We start from the raw sequence: 18,814 nt of genomic DNA, 5'->3' as shown, positions 1-18,814 counted from the left end.
TCAAAATTCCCCCGTTTCAAATTGTAGTTCTTCTTGTTCGTCTTCTTCTATTTCAGTGCCATCTGCGTCCAGCCGGAACCGGATCGGAATCGTGCGGATCCCGGCATCGGATTCCAGCCAACCCACTTTCAGCCCGTACTGGTCGCAATAGTTCCAGGCATATCTGATCGACGCCTTGCTGACCTGACGTAACGGCTGCCGATAAAAATCCTCTTCGTACCGGAACAGTAGCAAACCGTCGGCGTCACAGATCTCCACCGATGCTGCATAGAGGCCCGCTTTTTTTGTCTTCACCCGATGAAAAATTGCCGTCTCTTTCATTGCGATCATCTCCTTTTTATCGTCTGTGTCCGCATTTAGAACGCCATTTTTGTCGTCCTAGACATAAACCCTTAGGCGTCAATTTTTGAAGCCCGAATCCCTTGTGGCGCAAGGCTTCCAGATTTCTAAATGCGGACGTTTATATGCACTTTTATCGTGATCCTCGCTTCCTCGCAGCTTCCTTTCGCTTCCGTTCGATATCCCGGCATCGTCCGCAATACTTTGCGCGATTGGAAGTTTTCGCAAAGCTGGATCCGCAGCGATCGCATTTTCCGATCTTGCTGCCGGCAGCTGCTGCTTCGCCGAAGTATCGCTTGTACTCCGATTCCAGCGCAGGATTCGCAGGCAGCACATTCTTTTCGAAGTACGGGCATCTGCCGAATCCCGGATTTTTTCTTGCGTACAAGCAGCCGCCAGAAATCAGATAACAGCCACCGGATCCGTTTCCACTGGCGCAAGATTTCTGTGCCAGGCGATCCGTTTCACGTTTCAGATTACGTTCGATATCCATCATGACTTTTCACCTTCGCCTTCGACCAGGAGCTGGCGCACTTCTTCCGGATCCTTGCCGGACTCCATCGCCAGGAAGCGGATCAAAGATTCGATTTCCAATGCTGGTGTCTTCTGCGCATACTTGATTACGCTGGAATTCCCTTGCGTGAATTGCAGCTATTCCCGACAATCACGACGTTGCCCAGTTCGTTCTTGCCTCCGCGGGACAGCGGTGTAACGTGATCAAGGCTCGGATTATGCTTGCCATCATCGAATGGCTTCCCACACAGCGGGCAATAGGCGTCATGAAAGAACGTGAATAGATGCTTCACCTGGCGCAATGTCAATCTCCCAGATTCGCCCACAGCCTCTGCCCTTCGGTTGGCCAGGCCGACACTGTTCTCAAATTTGCGGCATGTCTTACAATCATCACGAACGCCCATGCGTTTTGACGCATTCTTCTGGAATTGATCCAGCGGCTTGTGGACGTGACAGAGATAGCACTTTTTCATCGGCTGATTTTACACATGATGTCGCCCCCCCCATTCCGGATCTTTCTGCGACGCCGTTTCGCCTTTACCGCAGACTTCGCAATCAGTCGTTCCCAGAACACCAGGCGCGACACTGCCTGCAAGATCTCATCTGCTTCGTGTTCGTCAGTTTCAATTCCATATCGCGTAGAATATCGGAGAACTTCATATGCCAGCGCTTGAAGTCGCTGCGGAATGAATCCCGCTTCATTGATCGCCATGCTACGAACCTCTTTGTCGAATCCCATGTCGTCTAAAATCGCGGCCACTGCGGCCATTTCGTTGTAATGTTCTTCCATCATTTTGATTCCTCCCGTGTTTGTAGTTGTTTTTCCATAAAAAAAAGCGCCTATCCTCAAAGGAAAGACGCCCTATGCTTCATCTATCGATAAAATCTCTAGTTCAACAAATTCACCATCAGTCTCTTCAACTTCGAAGAACTGTGGGTATTTCTCTATCAGCGCTTGCTTTGTGGATGGTCGCAAAGGCTTGTGGTACTTCAACGGCTTGCCGCCGTACTTATTCTTGCATTGCGCTACTTGGATCAGACCATACTGCTGAAGTGTGCGCAAACATGCGTCCAGCTTTACCTTGCTGATCTTCAGATCGCTGACCATGCGCTTTTTCGTACGGTAACACCAGCCTTGAAGTCCGTTAGGCTTGCTGCTGCCATCAACGGAAAGTTGATCTTGCTTATGTGCCGCAATGTAGACGTATACCGATAAGGCTGCGTAGTCCATGCCTGGCAAGTTCGTGTAATGGAAGATGGATTTTGAAGCCATGAAGAACGATTCCTCCTCGCCTATGTGTTCATGCATATTGTTAGTTGTCTGATTCATTTTGTGTTCAGTTCCTCTCTGTGATGGTCTCCTCTCCTTTTATGGAATAAAAAGAAGCACGGCTGCGGCCGAGAGGATTCCGCTTGTCGATCGGGTAGCTATTCCGATCTAGCCTGTGCTTATGTCTTCAACTATTCATACAGGTCTGAACATGACTGTCCCACTTTTTGTTTGGTATTGTCTGTCTTCCTTCCGATGTTCAATCTGTTCAATTTACGAAGTTCAAATATGAACTTCGGGTAGTTCATTCTATTGCATAGTAAATACAAAGAATAATAAATATAAAGAAATATAAATAAAAGATATAACGAGAAACAAGTTTCTCTATGTCACTAGCAAAGCTAGATGACATGTTAGTTCTATGTGAAGAGAGAATACGCAAAGAAGTACTCGCAAGATATAGATTAAGATTAATCACAAGAATGAAGCGGACGGCGCCAGCCCAACCGATCCCGGCCATCCGTCCCATCTCCCTCATTGCGCCGATCAGTGTAGAATGCGTTTGTGTGCCGCTAACAGTTGTAAGATTTGTCTGTCAGAAAGATCAATTGCGCCGCGCAGTTTCAACGCATTGTATGGCGTGAGGGGCCTTGCACCCCTCTCGATCCTTGAGAGATACTTCGGATCAATTCCTGCCCGTTCTGCAAGTTCTTTCTGCGACATTCCCTGAACGATTCGAAGCAGCTTTATTGAATAGGCCGATAGTTTGACTGGATTTGACATTGCGTTTCACCTACTTTCATTTGAATGATTGGACGACTTTTCACCTTATTGGTAAAAAAAATGAGCCAGCGCAAAGGGAATATACGCTGGCCAATTCGATCCTGACAGGAATCTCTCTTTCTCACTGGTAGGAGGGAACAACAGTCGCACGACACGACTGGTTCAACCTATATGCGTTCTAGCTGGGTTAATTTTCGTCCATTAAAATCATGAATGTAACATATTAAAATTCGCATGGTCTTCATGTAAATTCGGCGAGTTTACTTGGGGTTACATTTATACGTTGTCGCATTAAAGCAGTGTAGAAATGTTACGTGTGGGCAGCGGCGGGGTTCGCATTCTGGCCGTCATAATGCGCATATGAGATCGGAACGGGATTGCGGAATGGTTTGTGTTGGATAGCAGCTTGAACAGGCGAATTGTGAACGTGGAATGGCATTTATTGATTCGTGGACAGGTGCCGTGCGTGTGGGAGAATGGCGCATAGATCGGCCTAGACGTTCCAGACGCGACCTGCCGCAGAACTTCAGGGGGGGTGGATCACTGCTGTACATTATTCTGCGCCAGGATCCGCGCTTATATGGATGATAAAAGTCAGCCTGGACAACGCCAGGAATACGTCCGGATTCAGCAGATATTGCATATAGTGCGAAGTAGTCGGCACATTTCGTGCTAACTGGCAGCCATGCGGATTTTTGTGTTAACCCCCCATTCTTGATAGATTTAGAAGTGACAAAAAGGGAACTTCTAATTTGTCCAAAACGTACAACCTGATAACTGCGCGGTTTTTCAGCGCAAATGTCTTTTCAATGACGCAATTCAGAGTGTAGAAAAGTTACTAACCAGTCAGCAGAAATCCTGCGAACTGATAGTGGCGCGGGTTCTGTCGCTCAAAACTCTTAAGAACCCTGTTATATTTAGAAGTACAAAAGAGAACTTCTAGAATGTACAAAATGTACAAACTGATAGTGACGCAGTTTTCTGACGTTGTATGAAGATTAAACTAAAAAAATTTTGTGTACGACTAGTCAACACGAAACGTGCTAACTGATAGCAGCAAGGTTTTTGCTCAATGTGTCTATAAAACGAATATTAGCGGGACATAATTAGTTCGATTCCTGAATGTGGTTTCCAGCTTATTAAAACGTCTAAAAACTTGTCCATTAATCTATGTGACACTTCCATACGTTTTATGTATGATTGAGCAGAAGGAAATAAAAGTAAAATCGGAGGGGTTTAAAGCATGAAGATCGGATATGCACGTGTTTCTACTTTGGATCAGTCGCTTGATATGCAGATGGATGCCCTGAAAGCCGCAGGCTGCGATCGGGTTTTCACTGAACACGCAAGCGGCGCCCAGGACGATCGCCCAGAATTGCAGCGTGCGCTGGACATTCTGCGCCCTGGTGACGTCTTTGTCGTTTGGAAGCTGGACAGGCTTGCGAGATCCACAAAGAAGCTGATTACAGTCGCAGAACAGCTGGAAGCTGCTGGAGTCGAATTAGTATCGATCCAGGATCGCATTGACACTACAACAGCGATCGGCAAAGCAATGTTCCGTATGATCGGTGTTATTGCGGAATTAGAACGGGATATGATCCGTGAACGCACACAGGCTGGACTGGCAGCTGCACGCGCACGTGGCCGCATGGGCGGACGGCCAAAGGCAGATCAGCGCAAAATAGATCAGTCCATTGCGTTATATGACACGCAGAAGTACACGGTCAACGAGATCTGCGATCTGACCGGGATTAGTAGATCGCTACTTTATCGCGAATTGAAAAAGCGCCAGCCAGCGGCTACAACGAGATGATAGTCAATAGTCGATGAACGCCAGGCTTGCGCCAATAGCTGCATCTATACGTAAAAGAAAGGGATGATTGTGTGACATCTTTGCAAAAACCGCAGTGGCTTGATGAATGGGTTGATACAACACCTGGCGCCTGGAAGTTGAACCCTGGCGCGCCAGCTGCTGTTGTGAAGGAATGGAACGTATTTAAGGCGCAGTTGCACATGATGGATCGTATGCCGGCGCAGCCCGCCGACTTGATTATCGGTGATCAATGCAATGATGATTGGTGATCTTCGGATGCAGATGACGATGCTTTGATGTATCACGCAATGGATCGATTGAATGATCGGAATCGGACTGAACAATCTTGTGGATGGATGGCGCCAGGGATGCGCGGGATGGAGCTGATCCTCGAAGTATTAGATACCCCCGGGGGGATCCGCAATCAATTCCCTTCGCCTGGGCTGTTCACCTTTGCGCCAAAAATTCTAATGTGGGGGGTTTAGATCTCAGCCCTACGCTTACACACGCCTGCCATCGATGGATTACACGCCAGTCCAGTCATCGTCAAGATCCACTCGCAAACAGATCCGCTAGTGCGCGCCGATCTATGGGATCCACAATCCCAGTATGCGCAGACAATCGTATTTAAGGCAGACACGGTGCCTTGATTGCGTTCATCCAAAAATCTAAAAAAGGATTTCCGAATTCAAGTCGAAAAATTTTTTCGCAGAATTTTTCAATCCCTAACCTTTGTTAGTGCAGATTAATTGCAATCTTCCCCAGCTGGAGCCACCTTATCGTTCATCACTTCTGTTTGCGAATCTTTCTGTTTACTGATCCTTTCCATATAGTTTTCCCAATATTTTTCAAATTGTTTGGGAGAATCAAAAGTGCTTTTTTCATTAAGCTTCTTTATTTCTTCTTCTAGTCTTTGAGTTTCTGCTTTCAGCTTTATTGATTCAGTATTTAGGGATATATCTATCCATAATATTGAAAGGCAGAATCGCAATTTCCCCATAAGAGATGATTGCCCATCGGCCATTTTATTAAATCTACTTTTTTGTGATTTATTAAATGAATCAACAATTATTTGTACATCATTTTCCTGCAATTGATAATTGAGATCATGGGCAAATTTACGCCTGACTTCATTAAGTTTTGCATATGGACTTCGGTCGCTTTTATCCATTATTCCTAATGCGATCAAAAAATTTAGCTTAGCAGGAAATTTCATGCGCGATATATCCAATACTTCAGGATTTGCTAAATAGATGTCTAGCTGTTTTTCAAATTCAGCTTCAATGTACAAATGTCCTTTCAAAATCATCGTCATGGGATCATTAAGTTTCAGGAAAGCACCATAAATATCCCTGTTAAACTGTTCGTAAAGCTTCTCATCGATAAAATCTGTTATCTTCATCTTGTCACCATCCATTTCATTTTCCATATCAATAATACCATTTTTTGAAAAATGGAAAATCAGCCGATTGATATTTTAAAGGATTTGGAAGTACAAAGACTGCCTATTCCGATCCAAAAAATTTATTCTGCAAATTTTCACAGCCTGAACCCGCTCGATCCGTTTAAAAAAAGCCGCCAGCCCGCAATGGACTGACTTTTATTTGTTTGCTATTTTGCGCCCGAATCAGCGCAAGATCTTCCGTTCTTTGTGCCGCTTTTCGATTACGTTATTCATCGGCGAATACTGTTCATGCTGCGCGATCAGCGACTGCTTCGACAGATGCGTATATCTCAAAACCATGCGCAGATCACTGTGTCCCAGCAGCATTTGCAGATGGCGGATATCGCCGCCCGCTTCCAAAAACATTGTTGCGCCTGTGTGTCGCAATAAATGTGGATGGATGATCCGCTGGGTGATGCCCGCCTTCTCTGCATATTGTCGCAGCTGCTTTCGGAAGTGATTAGCCGTCAATGGTTCACCATAGTTCGCCAGAAAGACGTATTCACTGTTGAAGCACGCAACTTCTTCAATCAATTCTTTTAGCAGCCGCGCCGTCCGCTTCTGGATCGGCAGGATACGTGACTTTCGGCTTTTAGCGATCTCTGCTCTAATGTTTATCGTGCTGGACGCAAAGTCAATGTCCGTTTTCTTTAGGTTTAACGCTTCATTGATCCGGCACATGGAATCGATTAATAGCGCCAATAAACAAGCGTCCCGGAATCCAGCATATCTGCGTTGATTCGGTGCTGCCAATAATGCGCGAAGCTGTTGCGGACTCAAAACCTGGATCTGTTCCGATTCTTCCCTGGCGTTCTTGATCCGCTTCATTGGATCTTCGTCGATCAGCTGTTCGTCGGCTAGAAAACGGAACCAGGCACGCAAGATCTTCAGCCGATCATTGACCGTCACAGCCGACAGACCAGGCGTTTTCGAATCTTCCGGCTTGAACGTGTGTCCGTCGAATTTTATCTTGTCGTTCAGCATCCAGCTGCTGTATAACCGGATGACGTCGGTGTCTATCTTGCGGATGTCTCGCGGTATGTTCTGATTGTCCAGGTAGTCGCAGAAAAATCTGTAATAGCGCTTGTATTTTTCCACCATGCTGGGCGCCCGGCCTTCAGCTGTTTTTGCGCTCAAATACTTCTGGAATAAGGCGTCCAGTTCATACAATGATTTGCGCATAGTGGTTCCGCTGCGATCTCCGATCATGCGTTTTCCCGTTCGTTTGTCCATCAAAAAAATCCTCCCAGTCGATTGTATTAATCGAACCAGAAGGATTATCGTGTAAGTATATATGCGCCTGAACCGTGTGTACCATTCGGGCTGTACCCTGGCGATCAGTCATTGATCCAGTCGATGACCAGTCTGTGACTTGTAAACGTTGATATGACGCGGTTTTAAGCGTTATGGTGACCCGAGAGGGGTTCGAACCCCCGACCTCTACCCTGTCAAGGTAGCGCTCTCCCAGCTGAGCTATCGGATCAAATGATTATGTATCGGACAAATAGAAGTATACCTCATTTTTCACTTAATTGGCAACTGTTTTTTTAAAATTAATCAAAAATAAAAAAAGACCCTAAAAAAGGGCCTAAACCATCACTTTTCTTCCCATTCAAAAGCTACAGTAGATTTCAGGCTGCTGTCATCGCATGTAGAGGTAAGGAAAACCATTACATTTGTTCTTGATGCAATGACCCACAATCCATCCAGATCAACGGTAATACTTTTGTATGGAGGAATGATTCTGGATGCTGCTAAAACTCCGTTCACTGGAGAGTTTGGAAGCGAACCAAACTGAATCTGTCCTTTTGGCCGGGCGGATGGAGTTTTTGACAAGTCTGCAGGAGTAACATTTCCTGACATTCTTCCATTGAACGGCAGAGTGGGCTTAAAATAGATTTGAGCGTTTATCGGGCTGCACGTCATATTGGAGATGGTGATTCGCTGTAACGCCAGATCTACACCTGAACCTTCCGGATTCACGAGGGCCGCCCACACGTTCTCTCCTGGAGGACATGGGCAGACGGAAAGCGTCTCTGTGATCCCTAGAAAATTGTTGGCTTTCGTCACCTCTGCCGGACTTACTTCTGTTGGCTTTTCTTCTTTAGGGTATTTCATTTTTGGGCTGACCGGGATATTTACATTCATATTAGGACTTACCGGATAATTCATATTGGGGCTGACGGGATAGTTCATGTTTGGGCTTATGTTAGGGTTCGGATAATTCATATTGGGATTCACGTTTGGGTTCCCATAGTTGCCTTGCCCATAGCCGTAACCCGCCCCAGGACCATACGGGTACATTCTATTTTGCATATGCATTTTCCCTTCTATAAAGTTTACACATTACTACCATATGTAGATAAGCTATACTTGGTCCTTCAATTTGTAAAAATGGGTCAAAGCTGTGGTTGACGAAGAAAAGCTGCCCCAGTATAGGGGCAGCTTTTCTTCATCCTATCTTTTCTTCTTGATCATGCTGTTCCAGTTCTTGCTTTGAAAGTCTTTCCTCCTGATCTCTGAGACGGTGCGCCAGCCTGCTGGAAGCATTCGCTGCAATGCTCGCGACAAGATCGTCCAGAAACGTATGGATGCCTTCGGATGTTTTCGTATCCAGCTTTCGAATGATACCCATTTTATATTTATCAAGGTGTCCAAACGTCGTAACCGCAATACTCCCATATCCAAAGACTGCTCCAAGGGCAATCGTTTCATCTACACCAAATAATCCTTCATCCATCTCCACAATGGATTGCAATGGCTCAGAGAGCATCCTTTTTTCTGCTAATTTATCGAGCTCAATTCCAACCAACAAAGCATGCTGGATCTCTCGTTTTGTTAACACGGCATCAACACTTTCAATACATTCTGTCATCGTTAATTGAGGAGAAAAGGGAGACTGCATTTCAAACACAATTTCAGCGATTTCCGGAATCGTTACACCCCGTTCTGCAAGCAGGGCTCTGGCTGCAGACTCAACATCACGGCTATGGACTCGTTTTGCCATTGGGCTCACCTCTGTATTTTCCTTGGATTTTTCCCGAATAATACTTATATCTTGATTACATTATACCACTGTATGATAGAATGGAACGGATACAATGAAAGCGCTGTTTTTAGATAGGAGAATTTTTATGCCCACTTTTCAAGGAACCGTCTATGAAGAAACCATACATAGTAAAGAACTTAATGAAGAAATTCCTTTATTGATCTATTTGCCTCCAGCGTTTACCACACTAAAAAAATATCCTGTATTGATCGCACAGGACGGACCTGATTATTTTCAACTCGGACGGCTTGCATCTACAGCGGATGATATGATTCAGGCGAATGAGATCGAGGAAATGATCATCATCGGTATTTCCCATAAACGCGGAGAGGACAGGCATCATAAATATCACCCAAAAGGAGAAAAACATAACGCTTATATTCGTTTCATGTCACTGGATCTGCCTTCCTATGTTCAAGAGAAGTTTAATACTTACTTATTGGGATCCGGGACGTGCCTTCTCGGAGACTCGCTTGGAGGCTATGTTTCCCTCAGATGCGGGATATCTTTTCCCCGTACCTTCGGCAAGCTGATCTTACAGTCTCCGTACGTTGAGCAGCAAATCTTGAACGATGTCCGCTCTTTCAAAGGGTATGAACTGCTGACGCTCTATCATTCCGTCGGAAAAGAAGAAAGCCGCTTTGAATCTGTTGATGGCTTTATAAAAGATTTTTTATCGCCGAACCGTGAACTTTCGGACTGGTTTCTGAACATAGGGTTTGATTATCGTTATAATGAATTTGAAGGCAGTCATCTTTGGTCAGACTGGCAAGTAAACCTCAGGCCTGCTTTAAAATTTATCTACGGAAAATAATTCGATTTGTGAAGTTGTAAGAATTTTTGATATACTAATTCAAAAGATAAGGGAGGAAGTTTTCAATGAAATACGGTATTGCTATATTCCCATCAGAAGAACTCAAAGATAAAATAAATTCTTACCGCAAACGCTATGATCCTCATTATTCTATCATTGCACCGCATATTACACTCAAAGATCCATTTGAAGCCAACGATGCAGAAATCGAAGAAATCGTTGAATATATCGAAACAGTCGCCAAGAATATTCCTCCGATCAATATTCATATCACCCGAGCAAGTTCTTTTCATCCTGTCAACAATGTTATTTATTTGAAAGTGGATAACAATGATGAACTAAACTCCTTGCACGAGCTTCTCTATGAAGGGCCGCTCGAACACGAACATCCGTATAATTTCGTTCCTCATCTCACCCTAGCCCAAAAGCTTTCTGACGTGGAGCATGCGGATGTGCTGGAACGGTTAAAAATGGTGGAAGCAGAATACCAAGAAACCGTAACAGAATTTCATTTGTTAAAAATGGATGAAGAATCTGACCGCTGGAAAGTCTACAAGACTTTTGCGCTCGGAAAGGACGTTTAATTTTGGAAGTAAAAGTACTAACAACGGAAGATCCATCATACAAGGACGCTTTGTTTGTTCGAAAACAGGTTTTCGTAAATGAACAGAACGTCTCTGAGCAAGAAGAGATTGACTCGTTTGAAGATCAATCAGCCCATTTTGTCCTATACGATGACCGTCGTGAACCAATTGGCGCAGGCCGTTTACGCCCGATAGAAGGCGGAGGGAAAATTGAAAGAGTCTGTATTCTGGCCAGCCGCCGTAAACAGGGGCTCGGCGAGTTGCTGATGAAAAAGATGGAACAGGCAGCCAAACAGTCCGGTTATCCATCCCTTACATTATATGCACAGGTCCATGCAGAGGATTTCTATAAAAAATTAGGATATGCTACAACTTCAACAGAACCCTTTCTAGACGCCAATATTTGGCATGTTGCCATGAATAAAGCATTGAACTGATCTTGAGTCAGTTTGATGCTTTTTTATGTTCACGATCGGTTTATTTTGGACAAACAGGAGAACACTAACTTTAACTTCGCACCAGTGGGGGCTGTCATGAGGCTTGGTACAATTACAATTGAAATGATCATTGGTTTTTTTGCTCTTTTCTTTTTAACTAAATTATTAGGAAAAACACAATTATCACAGCTTACACCTTTCGACTTTATTTCAGCTCTTATCCTCGGAGAACTTGTCGGAAATGCGATGTATGACCCTGATGTGCACATTTGGATGATCTTATTTGCGATTAGCGTATGGGGAGTACTTATGTATTCATTGGAGATGCTGACACAAAAATCAATGACGCTGCGCAAGGTTCTCGAAGGGTCTCCCTCTATCATCGTCCGAAACGGCGTCATTGACCGTAAACAGCTGAAAAAGAACAAGCTTGATATCAACCAGCTTCAAGATCTTATCCGGCAGAAAGGCCATTTTAGCATGAGAGAGATAGAATATGCCATTCTGGAGACGAACGGTTCCATTTCTGTACTTCCTAAATCCAATGTACAGCCGGTCACCCGCAAAGACTTAAAGCTTCATGAAGTTGAGGTTACACTTCCTGTCACTTTGATCCTGGATGGTAAAATTATTCATGACAATTTAAAAACAGCCGGAGTTGATGAGGAGTGGCTGCGGGCACAGCTTTTAAAAAGAAAAATAAACTCCGCTCAAGATGTTCTCTATGCGGAATGGAAAAAGGGACATGAACTGCTAGTAATGAAAGAAAAGGACTAATTGTTTTTTATAAAGCAAAAAAAGAACACTTTGCGTGTTCTTTTTTTTGCATGCTTAGATCCAGGAACCGCCACAGCCACAATCTTTATGCTTTTTATGCTTCTTTTTAAAGCAAATATAGCTTGAAGAAGATTCGTGTTTTTTGAAGCTGGATTCTGACTTAAAATGTTTGGATGAAGAAGATTCTTTCTTTTTGCCGTGGGAACTGGAAGATTCATGTTTTTTACAGCTGGAAGATTCTTTCTTCTTAGGAGAATATACGTGATCGTGAGTCCATGTTTCTTTATAGTCGTACTTCTTCTTTTTTTCTTCTACTACAATCACTTTATCTGCTTTAATAATGACTTTATCTGCTTTGATCACTTTCTTTTTCTTTTTCTCGCAAGACATACTCTAACCTCCTCTATAATTCCCATAGTATGCAAGATTATAGAGAAGGGACATAGGCTTAATTATCAAAAATTGATAGAAATGTGATTGGCCGCCTTTACTTTATATTGCTGTTTATTGAAGAAAACAAAGGCTTCAACCGTTAGATTGCCTATGACTTCTTTCTTAAATGGAATCTGATAGTCTTGTATCACGGATTTCTCACCAGGTTCTATGATCATTTCTCTTATCGGGCAGATCCAGATTTCTCCGCGCTCTTTCGCTTCTTGCGCCCAGTCGTTGTCGATAAACATCCAATGAAAGTTCGCGAGGTTGTCTTGATTAACCTCATGATTTTCACTGGAGTAAATCTTCCCTTTTAAGACATTGGCTTCACCTGGATTGAAGCGCAGACAAACAGATGGATTCTGAAGTGTAATTAATCCTGTGTTTTCAATGATAAATGATCCCTTAATAAAGCCTGATTGATTTTCATTCATGATGATGGAGTAATCAAACAGACAGAGACACTCATAATCCTTTTTAACGAAAATATTCTCTTCTTCGTCTTCCTCTGCTTTCTTCATAAAGGGATCAGGCCTTCCTTGAAGTGAAAGCTTTTTTTCTAATGCCCTTATTTTTTGCTGGCTGAGATCCAGTTTGTTCTCCTTATCGTTTATCTCCTTTTGCACTTCGGCCAGCAATGCCTCATAATCCGCTGCTCTTTTGTCATAATCAATGCTTTTGGCTTGCCCCAGCTCATTTTTCAAGTGTGCGACCTCTTCTGTCAGCCGCACCCGTTCAGCTTCAAGTGCCTGTATCGTTGTATCTTTTGAAGAATCCGCTGCTTCTTTTTCAAGTTTTTCAATCAGTTCCTCTGCAAACACTAATTTTTTTTCCAACTCTAAAGACTTTTCCTGATAAAACTGGGCCCGAGCGATAAGACGGTCATAGCTTAACCGTTCTTTTTGAGAATGCATACGTGTCCCCCCCTAAATAGGCTCCCATCTTTTATCTTATGTAGGCTTCACTGATTCGTTCACTATTTAAAGAAAAAAGAGCAGGATGCTTCCCTGCTCTTTTATTGCCCTTAAGGATATTATTTTAATTTGATATCATCGAAAGTCACGCAATCTTCAACCTCAAGGCTTCCATTATCTACTTTCACAATTCCTGATTCGAATACAGTGACCCCTCTTTCATCAATAAGCTGAAGCTGGAAACGGCTTCCAGAGTGGCGGCTTACGGCTGCGAAGTTAAAGTCAAATTCTTCACCGTCATTTGTCGTACCTACACCTGAGACCATCAACTTGAGTCCCTTGCCTTCGCAAGGCTCGCAATTTAGAGAATCCTGTTCAAAGCTATCCGCTGTGAAGTCGAAGTTGTTTAATCCCCCGTTTTCATCTTCAAACGTAAAGCGAAGTGAACTGTCACTCAGGCTGCAGTTTTGGCAGATATCAGCAAGCACGCTAAGGCGGCCTTTTTCAGTAGAATTGCTTCCGGTGCGTCCGCTCGCTTCACCGCTGACACTGCAATCGCAGTTAGGGCGAGGGAAGATATCCGGACATTGTGCAGGGAATTCGACCTCCGGACAAGAATCCATTTCAGCTTCTTCAGCTGAAAGGTCATTATTTCGAGGTGAGCAGAACTTAGCAAGTACTTCGAGTTTCACTTCAGCTTCGATTTGGATATCCACACAGAATGTAATGGTGATGTTAAAAGATCGTGGTGCTGGGGCGTTTAGGAGTACGGTTCCTGTTTGGATTTTGCAAAGAATTCTGGTGATTTTGCAAAACAGGTCTGTTCCGTCTGGATAACAAAGTACAAATGGTTCGAGGACAGATGCATCCGTTGTAAGGTGTGTTACGACTCTTCCGTTACGGTCCACAACAGCTACCCTTACTTCAGAAGTGAATAACAGCTCCACGAGCTGAGCATCAACAAAATTACCGTTTAGCGAAACCGTTACGTCTCTTTTCTCACCAACCTGCTCACACAGGAAGGTCTCGCATTCTGCCCTCGTTTCTTCTCCGTTTAACGGGAATGGAGGCGGAGCCGCCGGTGTTTGACAAGTCAGTCGCAAAGGACGCCGTGCCGGATCTTCTAATGCTTCCTCGATCTTTCTGAGCTGCTCCGGATTGAAACTAACTTGTTTCGTTACTGAAAATGTATCAGTAACCCAATCATACACTTTCTGTACTCTTATGCATTCTTCTTGGAGACTATTGGCAGCCTTTGGTATAGATTTCTTATGATTTAAACCCATAGTTTCCCTTCCTTTCCTCATCATGTTCTGAAGATTCCATACATACTATGGGAATACGATAGGTTATGACACAAGAATGAATGCCTATTTTTCGGGCAGCTAGGAGGAAAGACATCATGATTCTTACATTTTCGGGCAGACAGATCGGACAGATGGACATCAATTTTTTTCAGCATATAAAACCATTATTAAATTATTGGGGGTTGGATTGGAATGAAAACTATCATGAAATTGAACCGGCTATGTATGGCCAGTGTTTTGTGATTTCAGGTCTTGAGCAAAGGGACCTGGAAAGAGTTAAAGAAATTCTTAAGCATACTGATGTTATTATAGAAGAAAAAGCCTCGGGAATGAGTACAACAGCCTCAATATCGGTTTCATTTGTTGCTGATCAGCCTGTACCCATCATCATTCAAACGGAAAATTCCAAACTCCTCTATATTACTCCAGCCGAGAATACCGAAAATGCTGTTCAAAACATGATTCATAAGAGCATCCTATGCAAAAGGAAAGCAAATCACTATTCTTTTTCCTTCAGATGGCGAGAAAAAGAATGTATTCCTGAATGGATCAGCTACCTCATCCTGCAGATTGGACTCTCCAAGACATTTTCATCACTCGCTTCCCTCTCTATTGGAGAATACCAGACAGGGATAAACCACATCTTAAGATCGATAAATCCCATGCTCGCTGATCTGCAATGCGAAAAAGAAACAAAAAAAATGCAAAAGCCAAAAATCGAACCTGAATTTAAGGTGCCTGACACCTTCATCGCTCCTCAGCAGCTTATACCTGTCCGAAGCAGACCCGCAACAGTAACACGAAATAAAAATCTCCATAACGGGCCAGCCATAAGCCCTTTTAAAAGCGTACAAACCCCTGAATCTACTATCAATCCGTTTAAACAAAAAAATAGCAAAACTTCAACAGCCATTAATCCCTTTCAGCCAAATACCTATACCACTCGGAGAAGTAAAGAATAGTATAGAAGCAACTTACTGAAAAGGTGTGGGTGGAATGGACAAATCTCAAATGCGAAAGCTATATCGTAATCGCCAGCAGGAAAAATCAAAAAAATCGGCAAGCAAACCGTCATTGTTTGAACCTGTGAAAAAAAAGAAGGGCTGCAAAACGTGCGGAAAAGTAACGTGGAAGCCTAAAAAAAACAATGATGGCCACTAAAAAGAAGGATCTCACCCTTCTTTTTTTCTATTTTTCTAGTAGAAAAACCTATTTTTTGTACAAGTAGGTACTTATCCATGCAAATTTTAAAAAACTCAATATACTATATTACCCCTGATTAATCAGGAGTACGAAAGACAAATAAGGAGGAAAAGTAATGGGTTCATTATTTAAAAAACAAGGGTGCGGCTGCAACGAAGAAAGTTCTAGTTCCAGCTCCAGCTTTGTACACAAGAAAAGAAAAAAACACGAAAGCTCTAGTTCTAGCTCAAGCTCAAGCTCTAGTTCTAGCTCAAGCTCCAGCTTTGTACGCAGACGGAAAAGAAAAGAAGAAAGCTCTTCATCTTCATCTTCTTCTCATAACCAATGTAAAGGTTGTGCGTGTGATCAGATCAGAAAGCTAACACCTGGTTCATTAGTACAAATCGTACTAAAAGGCGGAGAGGACTTCTTTAATGACGAGTTAACATTCGCTTGTTTCGATCATAAAACTTGCTGTGCGACTTTCATCTTAGACGGATATCCTATCATCATTGACTGCCGTCAAATTACTGCGATCCAACTATTCACGTAATAGGTTAGGTTATTACGCAAAAATCAGGCCTAAAAAGCCTGATTTTTTTTATTGTTGTTCGACAATCTCTTTAGATAATGAAAAATCCAAAAACAGTCTGGCAGCCTGCCTGATTTTCTAACCATTAGAGAATAGGTTTTTTAGTAATATATGGCCGGAAGTCATCGGTTTTAGCGATCACGCTGCAGAATTTCAAAATCGTGTTATTTTTAATCCTCCATGTATGGCTTTCTGGTTCATAGCTTCTTAAATAAACATAGTTATCTTTAGTTGCTGAGTACAGAGGAATTCCATTCTCAATACATGATTTACAAAAAGCTGAATCCTCAGCAATATTGGTGGAACTGAATTTTACGGTATTAAAAACTTCTTTTTTAAAAACCAGCGTCCCTCCCATTAATAAATGATTATTGTATGTCTCCTCATTTTTCGCAGCTGCCCCCCCAAACTTATTCGGATTAAATTCGGTAAGCAGGCTTTGATCTTTAAAGTACATAAAAATGGAGGTTTTTCCAACTACGGATGCTTGAGAATTTCTTATAGATTGAAGTGAATCCAACAAGTAATATGGCGAATAGTAATCATCATCATCAAATTTAGCGATATGGCTGAACTTTGCTTTTTCTACACCAAAGTTTAAACATTCTCCCAGCGTAGTATCGGATGGTAATTGATAGATAGAAATGTTAGAAGAATCAGCTGCTCTTTCTTTCCATTTTTCAGCATCCAAATTATCTTTATTTAAAATGATAATTAATTCTTTTTCTACATCTTGCTGCCGATCAAAATTAAGGAAAACCTCTTCCATACAATTATCCCTTATCGTGCAAGTGATGACGGAAACCATACAAGCCTCCCCTGTTCCTCATAAGTAACATCAAAACTTTGATACAAACGGTTTGAAATCATCTGTCTTCGTAATAAATTGGCTTATGCTTAAAATAACATCCACAGGCACCTTCCACGTATGCTGTTCCTGATCATCCTTCCTTACATAGGTGAAATTTTCTTTTGTTGTTGAGTAAACCCTTAAGCCCGCCTTCACACAGTCCCTGCAAAAAATCCGGTCTACTTCTTTAACCTGATCGGGAAACCTTACTAGGTCCAGAATTGCTTTATAAAATACTAATGTTCCTCCTTGTAAATATTGCTTTGCAAAACTGCTTTGATGATTGACATATTGATTTTCATTGCCTGGATTGAAAACAGCTAATACTTGCTTGTTTTTCAAATATATATATACCGATGTCTTTCCGATAACATCCGCTTTCATAGAATTCAATACAGAAATAGAATGCTGTAGATATGCTGGTGCATAATAATCGTCATCTTCAAAATTTGCAATTATATCATATTTAGCCTGCCCCACTGCAAAATTGATACAATTACCTAAGGAGGTAAGTTCTGGGAGTTGAAAAACAGAAACATTATCATAATTTTTTGCTTTTTCACGCCATTTTTTCAAACACATACTGTCTTGATTAAGCACAATAATCAGTTCTTTATGATCGTAATTTTGATTCTTGTAATTATCAAATATATTATCCATGCAAGAATCCCTAATTGTACAGGTAATGACAGATACCATATAATCCCCTTTCTTTTTACGGTTTTTTATAACCTTTTGGATTATTTAAAAACCATTGACATGCTGATTCGATCATATCTTTCAGGTCAAACTGTGCCTTCCAGTTAAACTCTTCTTTTAACAAATCTGCACTGGCTATGAGAGCAGGAGGATCTCCATCACGCCTTTTTGCATATTCCACAGTGGCTTTTCTGCCGATTATCGTTTCGCACATTTTTATTATTTCATTCACACTTATTCCTTTTTCATTTCCTACGTTATAAACTCTGTTGGCAGCCTTACTATCCAGCAGTGCTTCAAGTGCAAGAATGTGGGCATTACTTAAGTCTGTAACATGGATATAATCTCTTATGCATGTACCGTCTCTTGTTTCATAATCATTACCATATACAAAAATTTTTTTCGTCTCGCCGAGTAAATGTTTTATGATATTGGGAATTAAATGGGTCTCAGGTGTGTGGTCCTCTCCCAATTCTCCTGAGTCAATGGCGCCTGCTACATTAAAATACCGCAGAGCAATATATTTTAGCGAATATGCTGTTGAAAAGTCTCTTAATAGTTGCTCCCCAATTAATTTGGTCCAACCATATGGATTAATGGGAATTGCAGGAGTACTTTCATTTATCATCTTGCAAGGCGGTTTCCCGTAAACTGCACATGATGAGGAGAAAACAATTTTCTTAACATTATATTGCACCATCATCTTCAATAGGGTTATCATTCCATTGACGTTGTTGCTATAATATACTGCAGGTTTTTCAACCGACTCTCCTACGTATGCATTTGCTGCAAAATGCATAACTGCACGAATAGGGTAATTTGAAAAGATTTCTCCTAAATCTTTAGGGTTTCTTACATCCCCTTTTACAAATATTGCTTTAGGATCAAGTGCTTCCTGATTGCCTGTTGACAAATTATCAATAACAACAACCTGATAATTTTTCATAATTAAAGCTTTGACTACGTGACTCCCAATATATCCTGCTCCTCCTGTCACAAGAATCATGGCACT

Annotated in this window: 25 protein-coding genes and 1 tRNA gene; 9 read left to right on the top strand and 17 right to left on the bottom strand. The window is 42.3% G+C overall.

Annotated features, from left to right (window positions below; all coding sequences use genetic code 11):
* From LCY76_RS09370 to LCY76_RS09350, 6 genes are all read right to left on the bottom strand, one after another.
* The gene (locus tag LCY76_RS09370; RefSeq protein ID WP_248252422.1) at positions 1-321 is read right to left on the bottom strand and encodes a hypothetical protein; all 321 of its coding nucleotides are present in this window, start codon (positions 319-321) and stop codon (positions 1-3) included.
* Between the two features lie 151 nt (positions 322-472).
* Positions 473-832 carry a hypothetical protein gene (locus LCY76_RS09365; protein WP_248252421.1) on the bottom strand — a complete coding sequence of 120 codons (360 nt, stop codon included), beginning with the start codon at positions 830-832 and terminating at the stop codon, positions 473-475.
* Between the two features lie 127 nt (positions 833-959).
* The gene (locus LCY76_RS24140; protein WP_419714987.1) at positions 960-1,256 is read right to left on the bottom strand and encodes an HNH endonuclease; all 297 of its coding nucleotides are present in this window, start codon (positions 1,254-1,256) and stop codon (positions 960-962) included.
* Positions 1,257-1,321: 65 nt separating this feature from the next.
* Positions 1,322-1,645 carry a hypothetical protein gene (locus tag LCY76_RS09360; RefSeq protein WP_248252420.1) on the bottom strand — a complete coding sequence of 108 codons (324 nt, stop codon included), beginning with the start codon at positions 1,643-1,645 and terminating at the stop codon, positions 1,322-1,324.
* Between the two features lie 69 nt (positions 1,646-1,714).
* On the bottom strand, positions 1,715-2,125 hold the full coding sequence (locus LCY76_RS09355) for a hypothetical protein (protein WP_248252419.1): 411 nt from the start codon (positions 2,123-2,125) through the stop codon (positions 1,715-1,717).
* A gap of 543 nt (positions 2,126-2,668) precedes the next feature.
* Positions 2,669-2,905, bottom strand: a complete 237-nt coding sequence (locus LCY76_RS09350; protein WP_248252418.1) for a helix-turn-helix domain-containing protein — start codon at positions 2,903-2,905, stop codon at positions 2,669-2,671.
* Positions 2,906-4,148: 1,243 nt separating this feature from the next.
* Between LCY76_RS09350 and LCY76_RS09345 the strand changes: the two genes are divergently transcribed.
* Together LCY76_RS09345 and LCY76_RS09340 are read left to right on the top strand one after the other, a co-directional pair.
* Entirely contained in the window at positions 4,149-4,718 is a 570-nt protein-coding gene (locus tag LCY76_RS09345; RefSeq protein WP_248252417.1) for a recombinase family protein, read from the top strand.
* 71 nt (positions 4,719-4,789) lie between these two features.
* Complete coding sequence (locus tag LCY76_RS09340) at positions 4,790-4,987, top strand: hypothetical protein (RefSeq protein WP_248252416.1); 198 nt, start codon at positions 4,790-4,792, stop codon at positions 4,985-4,987.
* Between the two features lie 476 nt (positions 4,988-5,463).
* Here the strand turns inward: LCY76_RS09340 and LCY76_RS09335 are convergent, their stop codons facing one another.
* From LCY76_RS09335 to LCY76_RS09315, 5 genes are all read right to left on the bottom strand, one after another.
* Entirely contained in the window at positions 5,464-6,147 is a 684-nt protein-coding gene (locus LCY76_RS09335; protein ID WP_248252415.1) for a hypothetical protein, read from the bottom strand.
* A 198-nt stretch (positions 6,148-6,345) separates the two neighbouring features.
* Positions 6,346-7,395, bottom strand: coding sequence for a tyrosine-type recombinase/integrase (locus LCY76_RS09330; protein WP_248252414.1), 1,050 nt, complete (start codon positions 7,393-7,395; stop codon positions 6,346-6,348).
* Positions 7,396-7,569: 174 nt separating this feature from the next.
* A tRNA-Val gene (locus LCY76_RS09325) sits at positions 7,570-7,645 on the bottom strand.
* 113 nt (positions 7,646-7,758) lie between these two features.
* Positions 7,759-8,478, bottom strand: coding sequence for a DUF6143 family protein (locus LCY76_RS09320; protein WP_248252413.1), 720 nt, complete (start codon positions 8,476-8,478; stop codon positions 7,759-7,761).
* A 136-nt stretch (positions 8,479-8,614) separates the two neighbouring features.
* Positions 8,615-9,169, bottom strand: coding sequence for a phosphatidylglycerophosphatase A family protein (locus tag LCY76_RS09315; protein ID WP_248252412.1), 555 nt, complete (start codon positions 9,167-9,169; stop codon positions 8,615-8,617).
* 127 nt (positions 9,170-9,296) lie between these two features.
* Here LCY76_RS09315 and LCY76_RS09310 point away from each other — a divergent pair, with 127 nt between their 5' ends.
* The 4 genes from LCY76_RS09310 to LCY76_RS09295 all read left to right on the top strand — a co-directional run bounded on the left by LCY76_RS09310 (position 9,297) and on the right by LCY76_RS09295 (position 11,823).
* Positions 9,297-10,025 (top strand): alpha/beta hydrolase, encoded by a 729-nt coding sequence (locus LCY76_RS09310; RefSeq protein ID WP_248252411.1) that lies wholly within the window; start codon positions 9,297-9,299, stop codon positions 10,023-10,025.
* Between the two features lie 65 nt (positions 10,026-10,090).
* Positions 10,091-10,609: a 2'-5' RNA ligase family protein gene (locus LCY76_RS09305; protein ID WP_091006638.1), complete on the top strand. Its 519-nt coding sequence runs from the start codon at positions 10,091-10,093 to the stop codon at positions 10,607-10,609.
* 2 nt (positions 10,610-10,611) lie between these two features.
* Complete coding sequence (locus LCY76_RS09300) at positions 10,612-11,046, top strand: GNAT family N-acetyltransferase (RefSeq protein ID WP_248252410.1); 435 nt, start codon at positions 10,612-10,614, stop codon at positions 11,044-11,046.
* A gap of 96 nt (positions 11,047-11,142) precedes the next feature.
* Complete coding sequence (locus tag LCY76_RS09295; RefSeq protein ID WP_248252409.1) at positions 11,143-11,823, top strand: DUF421 domain-containing protein; 681 nt, start codon at positions 11,143-11,145, stop codon at positions 11,821-11,823.
* 54 nt (positions 11,824-11,877) lie between these two features.
* Here LCY76_RS09295 and LCY76_RS09290 read toward each other — a convergent pair whose 3' ends face one another.
* The 3 genes from LCY76_RS09290 to LCY76_RS09280 form a co-directional block, all read right to left on the bottom strand.
* Positions 11,878-12,213, bottom strand: coding sequence for a hypothetical protein (locus LCY76_RS09290; protein WP_248252408.1), 336 nt, complete (start codon positions 12,211-12,213; stop codon positions 11,878-11,880).
* A 65-nt stretch (positions 12,214-12,278) separates the two neighbouring features.
* The gene (locus LCY76_RS09285) at positions 12,279-13,172 is read right to left on the bottom strand and encodes an SH3 domain-containing protein (protein WP_248252407.1); all 894 of its coding nucleotides are present in this window, start codon (positions 13,170-13,172) and stop codon (positions 12,279-12,281) included.
* Positions 13,173-13,291: 119 nt separating this feature from the next.
* Positions 13,292-14,458 carry a BMQ_0737 family morphogenetic spore coat protein gene (locus LCY76_RS09280; RefSeq protein WP_248252406.1) on the bottom strand — a complete coding sequence of 389 codons (1,167 nt, stop codon included), beginning with the start codon at positions 14,456-14,458 and terminating at the stop codon, positions 13,292-13,294.
* A 116-nt stretch (positions 14,459-14,574) separates the two neighbouring features.
* Between LCY76_RS09280 and LCY76_RS09275 the strand changes: the two genes are divergently transcribed.
* The 3 genes from LCY76_RS09275 (at position 14,575) to LCY76_RS09265 (ending at position 16,214) form a co-directional block, all read left to right on the top strand.
* Positions 14,575-15,441, top strand: coding sequence for a hypothetical protein (locus LCY76_RS09275; RefSeq protein WP_248252405.1), 867 nt, complete (start codon positions 14,575-14,577; stop codon positions 15,439-15,441).
* 34 nt (positions 15,442-15,475) lie between these two features.
* Entirely contained in the window at positions 15,476-15,640 is a 165-nt protein-coding gene (locus tag LCY76_RS09270) for a hypothetical protein (RefSeq protein WP_248252404.1), read from the top strand.
* Positions 15,641-15,797: 157 nt separating this feature from the next.
* Positions 15,798-16,214: a hypothetical protein gene (locus LCY76_RS09265; protein ID WP_248252403.1), complete on the top strand. Its 417-nt coding sequence runs from the start codon at positions 15,798-15,800 to the stop codon at positions 16,212-16,214.
* Between the two features lie 124 nt (positions 16,215-16,338).
* Here the strand turns inward: LCY76_RS09265 and LCY76_RS09260 are convergent, their stop codons facing one another.
* From LCY76_RS09260 to galE, 3 genes are read right to left on the bottom strand one after another with little or no spacing between them, the layout of a single operon-like run.
* On the bottom strand, positions 16,339-17,061 hold the full coding sequence (locus tag LCY76_RS09260) for a glycosyltransferase (protein WP_248252402.1): 723 nt from the start codon (positions 17,059-17,061) through the stop codon (positions 16,339-16,341).
* A 30-nt stretch (positions 17,062-17,091) separates the two neighbouring features.
* Positions 17,092-17,763: a glycosyltransferase family 2 protein gene (locus LCY76_RS09255; protein ID WP_248252401.1), complete on the bottom strand. Its 672-nt coding sequence runs from the start codon at positions 17,761-17,763 to the stop codon at positions 17,092-17,094.
* A gap of 55 nt (positions 17,764-17,818) precedes the next feature.
* Entirely contained in the window at positions 17,819-18,808 is a 990-nt protein-coding gene (galE, locus tag LCY76_RS09250) for a UDP-glucose 4-epimerase GalE (protein WP_248252400.1), read from the bottom strand.
* Positions 18,809-18,814: the final 6 nt, after the last annotated feature.

It is taken from the genome of Fictibacillus marinisediminis (genome assembly GCF_023149135.1).
In the GTDB taxonomy this organism is placed as follows: domain Bacteria; phylum Bacillota; class Bacilli; order Bacillales; family Fictibacillaceae; genus Fictibacillus_C; species Fictibacillus_C marinisediminis.
Note: the sequence above shows the minus strand (reverse complement) of the source record. Positions and strands in the feature narration are given on the sequence as shown.